The organism is Candidatus Binataceae bacterium (assembly GCA_035500095.1).
Lineage (GTDB): Bacteria > Desulfobacterota > Binatia > Binatales > Binataceae > JAKAVN01.
Genome location: DATJXN010000059.1, coordinates 1 through 6,466 on the forward strand (window position 1 = coordinate 1; position 6,466 = coordinate 6,466).

The window sequence follows — 6,466 nt, forward strand, 5'->3', positions numbered from 1 at the left end:
CGCTACCTCCGCGACCGCCGCATCCACGCGATGCTTGTCCTTTGAAACCGTAACCAGGGTCAGTCCGCTGAGCTCGATATCGCGCGGGTCGCGTCCCGCCTCTTTGGCGAGGCCGTGCAGGCGCGCGATCCGCCGCTTGAGCTCGGGCTTGTCGAATCTCACAGCCGCGGCGGGATCGTTGATCAGGTCTTTGCCGTTGAAGATCGGCGGGATCAGATTCGCAATGTCGGCTTCGGCGGCCGCTATCTTGAGCAGCTTACTTCCCGATCCGCCGAGCATGATCGGCGGATACGGCTTCTGCAGCGGGCGCGGATTGTTGTAGGCCTTATCGATCGAGAAATGCGTTCCATGATAGGTCGGCTCGTCCTGCGTCCACATCGCCTTGATCAGCTTGATCGCGTCCGCAAGCTGGTCGAGGCGCTCGGAATTGGAGGGGTACGGATAATTGTGCGCGTCGTATTCCTCGCGCTCCCATCCGGCGCCGAGCCCGAGCACCATCCGCCCGTTGCTCACGTGGTCGAGGGTCGAGGCGATCTTGGCGAGCAGCGCCGGCGAGCGGAACCCGATCGCCGCCACCAGCGAGCCGACGCGAATTTTCGTAGTGACCGCGGCGATCGCGCTGAGCGTCGTGAAGCACTCGAGTTGCGGCTCGCGCGGCGGGCGGAAGGGCGAGAAGAAATGGTCGTTAAGCAGGATCGAGTAAAAGCCCTGGCCGTCGGCGCGCTTGGCCATTTTGAGCGCCTGGGCATAGTCGCCAGTGATCGAAAACAAGCCGAACTTAATGTCGCGCATTAGATTTTTATACTCCCTCGTTTCGAGTCAGAAAACTCTGGCGCGGGGCGGAACAATAGCCCGCGCCGCCGGGAACTGACAAGCGAACTCCTCGGCCAAGACGGTCAAAATCCCTCGGTTGCTTCGTTTTTGCCGCGCGGATACTGTCGGCAGACAATGGCGTCGATCGATTGGCAGGTCGCAGCCGCAATCGCAACCGTCGTCTCGACGCTCGCCTTCATCGCGAGCGCCGTCGTGGTGGTGCTGCAACTGCGCCAGGCGGCGCGCGAGCGCTACTTTTCGATCACCGCGCATCTGTTCGAGATCTGGCAAAGCTCCGACTTCCAGCACGATCAGCTTTTCCTGCTGCATATGCTGACGTGCGCAACCTGGGACGAGTTCTGCCGGATGGGCCGTGGAGAACGCGCCGATGTCGCGATTCATCGCGTGGGCGGCTACTACGACCGGGTCGGCAACCTGGTGCGCCACAACCTGATCGACAAGCAGGATATCCTGCCCACGATCGGCGGCTATGCGGTCGCCGTATGGCATCGTATCGAGCCGCTGGTGAAGGAGTTGCGGCTGCGCGAGAACGCGCTGCTGTTCGAGAACTACGAAGCGCTGCTGCCCGAATGTCACGAGTGTTACGCGCCCGGGATAGCGCATCCCGTAAAGATGGCCGACGCGCCGGCCCTAAAGGATCCGATTCCCGGCCACCCCATTCCCGGCCAGCCGGTAAAGCTCTGCACGGTTGAACCTGCGCCCGTTTTCGACGCCCGTGCCAAGCAGCCGGTCGCCGCGCCGATTCGGGCGGCGACCGCGATGAACGGAGCAGCGCAAAGGAGCGTGACGGCGATGGCTTTTGGAAACTCCAGGCGCAATAGCCAGGCACAACATCCCTCGGAGCTGGTGCTGCCCGACAGCGACGGGATCGCTCACGCGCTAACCGAATTCACCGCGTCGGGACCGGCGGTGCTGGTCTATGCGCGCGGCGCGTGGTGCCCGTACTGCCTGCGCCAGTTAGCGGACTACGCGGAGCATTATCCGGAATTCAAGCGCTCGGGAGTCGAGGTAATCGCGCTGTCACCCGAGACGCCGCGCAAGGCGCGCCGGATGCGCACCGGGCTCAAGCTTCCATTCGCCGTGCTCTCCGACACGGACTTCAACGCCGCGCGCGTCTTCGGCCTGATGGATCACGAGAAGCCGGGGATGCCCACGCCGGCGACGCTGGTCCTCGATAGTGCAGGCACCGTGCAGCTATCGACGCTGAACCAGTGGGCCAAGAGCGTTTTTGCGGGCGACGTTCTCGAATATGTCCGCAGCGTGAAACAGGCCGATAACGCCGCGGCCGCTGCGATACCCCCGCCGCAAGTGACAGTGCCCAAGCCCGGGATGCTCTTTGCGCGAGCGTTCGCGAATATGGCCGCCGGGCTGTTCAGCCGCTAGCAGAAGTTCGCGGGGCTCGCTCGCTGCGGCGGCCGCTGCGATGCGGCTCTTTCGATCGCTTAGTTTCCGGGCTGGTCGTCGTCGCCCGTGCCGTGGACCTCGGTCCACTCGTCGCCCGACTGCCCGCTGTCCTTTTCGGCAGCCCTGGCGTCCTCGGGTGAGGAGCCGTCCTCCCCGATCACGGTCGTGGTCGAACCGGATGAATCGTGCTGGGCCGTTGGAAGCGCGGGAAGGTTGGCATGCGGGGCTTGGGACGCCGCGCCCGCAGCCTCGCCAGTTACCGCGCCGTATTCACCCATCGCCTGCGCCCGCGCGATCGGTGAGAGCGCCAGCGCCGCAGCCACAAATGCTACGGTCGCGATTCCCGCCTTGAATATAGAATCTCGCCTGATGCTGCCCATGAATTTCCCCCCTCGCCCTGATTGCGTTCACCACGCTCCAGGACGGCGATTTTTAGCTGCCTCAATATTACGCTGCACGTCTGGACGTGCATAGCCCCATCTGGACGTGTTTTGACTCGTCAGGTTGACCCTGGAAGCCCCGCATCGACAGCATGTGGCGGAGAAAATAGTCGCGGATTATTCGCCAGCGAGATTCAGCGCGGTGCCGTGGGCGCCTAGGGCGTCGAGCGTCAGGCCTGAAAATGCCGGCTCGGCGGCGGCCATCCGGGCGAAAATTTCGCTCGCCGACGATGGTATCGCGAGCATCGCCGCGGTCTTTTGCGCCGCTCCATCTTCGAGATGCGACGCCAGCGCGGCAATAACCTCGATCGCCGAGCGCGCCTCGCCCGGCGGATCGAAGGCCGCGTTAAGGCGCTGCACCCTGCCCTTGAAGTTGGTGAAGCTGCCGTCGATTTCCGGATACGCCGCAATCGGCAGCACGAGATTCGCCATCTGGCCGGTTTCGTTGGCGTCGGTGTCGAGCACGACTAGATAGTCGAGCGGACCGAACTGGCGGACGAACTCGGCCTCGCCGAGCGCGCGCGCCAAATCGGCGCGCATCGCGATTAGCATCTTCATCTCGCCGCGGGCGGCCGCCTCGCCCAAGCGCCCGAGCGCGGCGGATTCGATCCCGAGCGCGGCGAGGCCGCGCGTATTGGGATTGCGGTTGGCGCGGACGAGCAGGTTGTCGTCGCCGGGCGCATCGGCCGGCGACCATGTCAGCCCGGCGATCCGGTCCGAGCCAATCGCCGCCATCAGGCGCTTCATCGCCCACGCTTCCTCGTTGGTCGCACGCGCGCCGACCACGGCGCCAATCGCGTTTGCGCCGTACGCACGCCCGTACTCGAAGATTTTGGCTGCCGCCTCGGCGAGCGCCGCGTCCCATCCAAGCGCCGCCATCCGATCGTCCGCCTGCCTTAGCGGCGCGACCAGGCGGCTCTCGCTCTGCAGCGCGGGAAAGCTGTGCCGCCCCGCGTCGCACATCCAGTAGCCGTTGACCTTGGGATTGTGGCGCGGCTTGAAGCGGTAGATGCGGCCGCGGTGGTGATGGATATCGATCGCGCATCCGCGCTCGCATCCGCCGCATACCGATTCCGTCCGATGCAGGTACCAGACGCGCATGCGGAAGCGGAAATCCTTCTCGGTCAGCGCGCCGACCGGACAGATGTCCACCGTGTTGAGCGCGTAAGGATTATCGACCTTGCGCCCGGGATAGGTGTCGATCAGGTTATGGTCGCCTCGCCCGAAGATCGCGAGTTCCGAGGTCTGTGTGACTTCGTCGAAAAAGCGCGTGCAGCGCGCGCACAGGATGCATCGCTCCTGATCGAGCATCAGGCCGCCACCGATATCGATCGCCTTGCCCTTGTGGTTCTTGCGCGCCAATTCGAAGCGCGAGGGCTGGCGGTCGTAGTCCATGTAGTAGTCCTGAAGCTTGCACTCGCCGGCCTGGTCGCACACGGGGCAGTCGATCGGATGGTTGGCGAGCAGGAACTCGAGCACCGCGCGCTGCGCCGCGTGGGTGCGGTCGCTCGTGGTCCGCACGACCATCCCTTCGGTCACCCGCGTGTTGCACGCGATCTGAAGCTTGGGCGCCTTCTCGACCTCGACGAGGCACATCCGGCAGTTGCCCACCACCGAGAGCGCCGGATGGTAGCAGTAGTGCGGAATTTCGATCCCGCAAAGGCGCGCGGCTTCGATCAGGTTGAGACCGTCGGGAATTTCGACCGGCGTGTCGTCGATTGTCAGCTTCGGCATCTTGCTTCAGTCCGCGTGCGCGATGGCGGGTTTGGGCGGAGTCGCGGCGGCGTGAGCGCGGCCGTCGACGGCGCTGAGCGCCGCGCCGCTTTCCTTGAACGGGCAGCGGCCCAGCCGCACGTGATCCTCGAACTCGGAGCGGAACTTGGGGAGGAAGCTCTTCACCGGCATCGAGAGGCTGTCGGCGAGCACGCAGATCGTGTTGCCCTCCATATTAGTGGCAACGCTCAGCAGGGTCTGGAGGTCCTCGATTCGGCCGCGTCCGGCTTCCAGTTCGATCAGCAGTTTTTCGATCCAGCCGGTACCTTCGCGGCATGGCGTGCACTGGCCGCAGGATTCGTGATGGTAAAAATGCGCGACGGTGCGCAGCACGTCGACCATGCAGGTGCCGTCATGCATCACCATCACGCCCGCGGTGCCCATCAGCGAGCCAGCCGCGCGTACCGAGTCGAAATCCATGTTGACCTTAATCGCTTCTTCGGCGGTGAAGACCGGAAACGACGAGCCGCCAGGGATGACCGCCTTGAGCGCGCGCCCATCGAGGATTCCGCCGCCGACCTCGTAGATCAGGTCCTTCAAGGGAAAGCCCATCGGCAGCTCGTACAGACCCGGCCTGTTGACGTGGCCGGAGAGGCAGAAGAGCTTGTTGCCCGGGCTGGTTGCGGGGCCCATCGTTTTGTACCACTCGGCGCCGCGCGCGATGATGTGCGAGACGTTGGAGAGGGTCTCGATGTTGTTGACGACCGTGGGGCATCCGAACGCGCCCTGGATCGCCGGAAACGGGGGCCGGTTGCGCGGATAGGCGCGCTTGCCCTCGAGCGACTCGAGCAATCCCGTTTCCTCGCCGCAGATGTACGCGCCGGCCCCGCGATGGACCGTTATTTCGACGCCGAAGCCCGAGCCCATCACGTCCGCGCCGACGTAGCCGCGTGCGCGCGCCTCGGCGAGCGCCGTCTCGAAGATCTCTTTCTGGGTGAAGAACTCGCCGCGCATGTAAACGAAGCAGGTGTGCGCGCCGACCGCACGGCAGGCGATCAGGATGCCCTCGATTATTGCGTGCGGATCGTTTTCGAGTTCGTAGCGGTTGGCGAACGTGCCGGGTTCGCTCTCGTCGGCGTTGCAGCAGACATAGACCGGCTTCTTGGAGTCCTTGGGGATGAAGCTCCATTTGACGCCGGTCGGAAAGGCCGCGCCGCCGCGTCCGCGCAGATTCGAGTTCTTGACCTCGTTTATGATCTGCTCCGGGGTCATCTCGAAGAGCGCCTTGCGCAACGCGGCGTAACCGCCGTGCGCCTCGTACACTTCGATTCGGCGCAGATCAGGGATGTCCAGCCATCGGGTGAGGTAGCGTTCCATCGTCGGGGAGCAGCCGGCTGAGTCAGGCGGCCCGGCCGGGGCCGAGCTTCTGCTTCTGGCCCTGGATCTTGCGCTGCAGCGCCATCAGGGCGTCGAGCACGGCCTCGGGCCGCGGCGGACATCCCGGGACGTAAACGTCAACCGGGACGATGCGGTCGATGCCGGGGAGCGTCGCGTAGTTGTCATAGAAGCCGCCGGTGGAGGCGCACGCGCCGAAGGCCATCACCCACTTGGGTTCGGCCATTTGATCGTATACCCGGCGCAGGATCGGCGCCTGGCGCATCGTGACCGTGCCGATCACCATCAGCAGGTCGGCCTGGCGCGGCGTAAAGCGCGGCAGCAGCGCGCCGAAGCGATCGATGTCGTAAGGCGTCATCGAAAGCGACATGTATTCCATCGCACAGCAGGCGGTCGCGAACGGATAGGGAAAAATCGAAAACTTGCGCGCCCACGCCACCGCCTTGTCCATCCGTGTAAGCACGGCGGCATCGCCGAGTATCACCGCCTCGCCCTGGCCTGCTTCGTCGTTCGCTCGCATCGACATTCAAACCCTCTGTACCCAAAGCCGTCCGCGCGAAAATACGCCCGCGCTTCTCGTGCGCGCGGTCCGTGCTTGAAGATCAACCGCCAACGCTATCAGCGGGCTCGGCAACCGGTCAATGTTTGAAACAAAAATCGCCCCGCCCAGGCGCTCGAAG

General features: G+C 64.5%; 6 protein-coding genes. 1 reads left to right on the plus strand and 5 read right to left on the minus strand.

What is annotated here, in order from left to right:
* Positions 1 to 792: LLM class flavin-dependent oxidoreductase (locus VMI09_06620; GenBank protein HTQ24353.1), on the minus strand; the 792-nt coding region annotated here is incomplete at its 3' end.
* Positions 793 to 948: 156 nt separating this feature from the next.
* On the opposite strand from VMI09_06620, the gene VMI09_06625 reads away from it, so the two are divergent.
* On the plus strand, positions 949 to 2,217 hold the full coding sequence (locus VMI09_06625) for a peroxiredoxin family protein (GenBank protein HTQ24354.1): 1,269 nt from the start codon (positions 949 to 951) through the stop codon (positions 2,215 to 2,217).
* A 59-nt stretch (positions 2,218 to 2,276) separates the two neighbouring features.
* On the opposite strand, the gene VMI09_06630 is transcribed toward VMI09_06625, so the two are convergent.
* From VMI09_06630 to nuoB, 4 genes are all read right to left on the minus strand, one after another.
* Positions 2,277 to 2,618, minus strand: coding sequence for a hypothetical protein (locus VMI09_06630; protein ID HTQ24355.1), 342 nt, complete (start codon positions 2,616 to 2,618; stop codon positions 2,277 to 2,279).
* A gap of 177 nt (positions 2,619 to 2,795) precedes the next feature.
* On the minus strand, positions 2,796 to 4,412 hold the full coding sequence (locus tag VMI09_06635) for a molybdopterin-dependent oxidoreductase (protein ID HTQ24356.1): 1,617 nt from the start codon (positions 4,410 to 4,412) through the stop codon (positions 2,796 to 2,798).
* A gap of 6 nt (positions 4,413 to 4,418) precedes the next feature.
* Positions 4,419 to 5,768 (minus strand): NADH-quinone oxidoreductase subunit NuoF, encoded by a 1,350-nt coding sequence (gene nuoF, locus VMI09_06640; GenBank protein HTQ24357.1) that lies wholly within the window; start codon positions 5,766 to 5,768, stop codon positions 4,419 to 4,421.
* Positions 5,769 to 5,790: 22 nt separating this feature from the next.
* Positions 5,791 to 6,312, minus strand: a complete 522-nt coding sequence (gene nuoB, locus VMI09_06645; protein ID HTQ24358.1) for an NADH-quinone oxidoreductase subunit NuoB — start codon at positions 6,310 to 6,312, stop codon at positions 5,791 to 5,793.
* Positions 6,313 to 6,466 lie beyond the last annotated feature (154 nt).

Coding starts and splice junctions, on each gene's coding strand:
- VMI09_06625 (HTQ24354.1), top strand. CDS start 949: ATGGCGTCGATCGATTGGCAGGTCGCAGCCGCAATCGCAACCGTCGTC.
- nuoB (HTQ24358.1), bottom strand. CDS start 6,312: ATGTCGATGCGAGCGAACGACGAAGCAGGCCAGGGCGAGGCGGTGATA.
- nuoF (HTQ24357.1), bottom strand. CDS start 5,768: ATGGAACGCTACCTCACCCGATGGCTGGACATCCCTGATCTGCGCCGA.
- VMI09_06635 (HTQ24356.1), bottom strand. CDS start 4,412: ATGCCGAAGCTGACAATCGACGACACGCCGGTCGAAATTCCCGACGGT.
- VMI09_06630 (HTQ24355.1), bottom strand. CDS start 2,618: ATGGGCAGCATCAGGCGAGATTCTATATTCAAGGCGGGAATCGCGACC.